This is a genomic window from Methylibium sp. (assembly GCF_013817365.1).
Lineage (GTDB): Bacteria > Pseudomonadota > Gammaproteobacteria > Burkholderiales > Burkholderiaceae_C > Methylibium.
This window is the reverse complement of the sequence record NZ_JACDCU010000602.1, coordinates 1-2,075: the sequence shown is the minus strand read 5'-3', so window position 1 is coordinate 2,075 and position 2,075 is coordinate 1. Positions and strand designations below refer to the sequence as shown.

Genomic DNA, 2,075 nt, shown 5'->3' with positions numbered 1-2,075 from the left:
CGGGCTTCCCCGGTCTGGCCCAGCTCGGCGTGTTCTCGGTCGCCGGCCTGAGCGGCGCGGCCCTCGCCACGCGCTACGTGTTGCCGGCGCTGGTGCCCGATGGCGCCAGCGGACAGGGGCTGCGCCGCCACATGAGCCGGCTGGCCGCGCTGGCGCTGCGCGCGTTGCCACGGCTGCGTGTTCCCTTCGTCGTGCTCGGTGTTTGTGCGGCGGTTCTTCTGACCGTGCAATGGTCCTCGGAGAGCGACCTCTGGCGCGGCGATCTCGCCTCGCTGAGCCCGGTGCCGCGCGCGGCCCAGGAACTCGACGAGCGCCTGCGCGCCGATCTGGGCGCCAGCGACGCCGGCACGCTGGTCGTCGCCAACGGCTCCGACGTGCAGACCGCGCTGCGTGCCGCCGAGGCGGCCGGCGCCCGGCTCGATCGCCTGGTCGAGCAGGGCCTGCTGGGCGGCTACGAGACGCCCGCGCGTTTGCTGCCCAGCCTGGCGACGCAGCAAGTGCGCGTGGCCAGCCTGCCTGAGGCGGCCGTGCTCGAGGAGCGGCTGGCGGAAGCGACACGCGGCGGGCCCTTGCCGGCCTCGCGCCTGAAACCCTTCATCGACGAAGTGCAGGCTGCACGCCAGCAGCCGCTGCTCGACCGACAGGCATTGCAGGAAAGCCCGCTTGCGTCGGCCGTCGATGCCCTGCTGTTCGAGCGAGCGGCCGGCGGCTGGTCGGCGCTCATCGCACTGCAGCCGGCGGTCAACGAGCTCGACGCCTCTCGCGTGCGCGCCGCGCTCGACGGCTTGGCGCCGCTGCACGACATCCAGGTGATCGCCATCAAGCACGAACTCGACAGCCTGTACGCCCGCTATTTGCGTGAAGCGCTCGTGCAGGCGCTCATCGGTGCACTGGCGGTGGTGGCGATGCTGGCGCTGCACCTGCGCTCGCTGCGCCGCCTGCTCGCCGTGTGCCAGCCGCTCGCGCTCGCGGTGCTGCTCACCCTGGGCGGCCTGGCGCTCGCCGACGTGGCGCTGGGCATCCTGCACCTCGTCGGCCTGCTGCTGGTGGTGGCGGTCGGCTCGAACTACGCGCTCTTTTTCGATCAGCTCTGGGCAGAGCGGGGCGCCGCCAAACCCATGAGCGACGACACGCTCGCCTCGCTGCTGCTGGCCAATCTGACCACAGTGGTGTCGTTCGGGCTGATCGCGCTGTCGGACATTTCGGCGCTCTCGGCCATCGGCCGCGTGGTCGCCCCCGGGGCGCTGCTCGCGCTGCTGCTCGCGGCATCGTTCGCCCGCGCAGCGCCGGTGTCCGCCGCTTCGCACGAAACCGCCGCCGCCCGCTGAGCGCAGCGCCGGTCGCCCATGGGGCCTGTGGGAAAATTTGCCGGCCCGTCTCCGTGCTTCCACGGCCGTCGGCGGTTGTTGTCCATGCCCCTTCCCGTCCTCTCCCCGCCCGCCGCCAGCGCTGCCTGGTCGATGCCGCCGCTCGTGCGCGCCAGCCTGGGCGTGCATGGCCTCGCGGCCGGCCTGGCGCTGGCGCTGCCCGAACAGGCGCCGTGGGCGCTGGCCGGCGTGGCGCTCAACCATGCCACGCTGACCGCGGCGGGACTGTGGCCGCGCAGCCGACTGCTCGGGCCGAACATCACGCGCCTCGGCGATGCCAGTGCCGGACGCGGCGAGGTCGCCCTGACGCTGGACGACGGCCCCGATGCCGAGGTCACGCCGCGCGTGCTCGACCTGCTCGAGCGTCACGCCTGGCGGGCCACCTTCTTCTGCATCGCCGAGCGTGCCCGCGCGCAGCCCGCGCTGCTGCGCGAGATCGTCGCGCGCGGCCACAGCGTGCAGAACCACAGCGCGGTGCACCGTCACAACTTCTCGCTGCTCGGGCCGCGCGGCTTCGCCGCCGAGCTGACGCGCGCACAGAACGTGCTCACCGACCTGAGCGGCCAGCGCCCTACCTGTTTTCGCGCGCCTGCCGGCTTGCGCAATCCCTTCCTCGACCCGGTGCTGCACCGCCTGGGGCTGCACCTCGTGAGCTGGACGCGGCGCGGCTTCGATACGCGCGAGCGCAACGCGGGCCGCGTGCTCACG

At 73.2% G+C, this 2,075-nt stretch carries 1 protein-coding gene and 1 pseudogene; both read left to right on the top strand.

The genetic code is table 11. The features are described from left to right. Positions 1-1,328 (top strand): annotated as a pseudogene (locus H0W38_RS21890) (transporter); the annotation flags it as partial. 84 nt (positions 1,329-1,412) lie between these two features. Beyond that, positions 1,413-2,075: polysaccharide deacetylase family protein (locus H0W38_RS21885; protein WP_292458203.1), on the top strand; the 663-nt coding region annotated here is incomplete at its 3' end.